Source organism: Curtobacterium sp. MMLR14_010, assembly GCF_001865015.1.
Taxonomy (GTDB): Bacteria; Actinomycetota; Actinomycetes; order Actinomycetales; family Microbacteriaceae; genus Curtobacterium.
The window spans coordinates 52,755-53,130 of record NZ_MJGV01000017.1 but is presented as its reverse complement, the minus strand read 5'-3'; the positions used below and the strand labels follow the sequence as shown (position 1 = coordinate 53,130).

At 74.5% G+C, this 376-nt stretch carries 1 protein-coding gene; it reads right to left on the bottom strand.

Annotated elements, in window-relative coordinates; translation table 11 throughout:
• Window positions 1-52: 52 nt before the first annotated feature.
• Window positions 53-376, bottom strand: a 324-nt coding sequence (locus tag BIU98_RS02405; RefSeq protein ID WP_175481271.1) for an aldo/keto reductase, incomplete at its 5' end; no start/stop codon positions are given.

The window sequence follows — 376 nt, the reverse complement described above, 5'->3', positions numbered from 1 at the left end:
CGCCACGAGCCTCCCGTCCGACGTCGGTGCCGGCCGACCCGGGTGGTGCCGCCTACGCGCCGGTCCCGATCGCGTCGAGTTCGGCGACCGCGTCGGCCGGCAGGGTGAAGCCGGCGGCCGCGACGTTGTCGCGGAGGTGCGCGACCGAGGAGGTGCCCGGGATCAGGAGGATGTTCGGCGAGCGCTGGAGCAGCCACGCGAGCGCGACGGTCAGGCGCGGCACGTCCAGGCGGGCCGCGACCGTGTCGAGGGCGTCGGACTGCAGGGGCGAGAACCCGCCGAGCGGGAAGTACGGGACGTACGCGATGCCCTGCTCGGCGGTGAGGTCGACGAGGGCGTCGTCCTCGCGGCGGGCGAGGTTGTAGAGGTTCTGCAC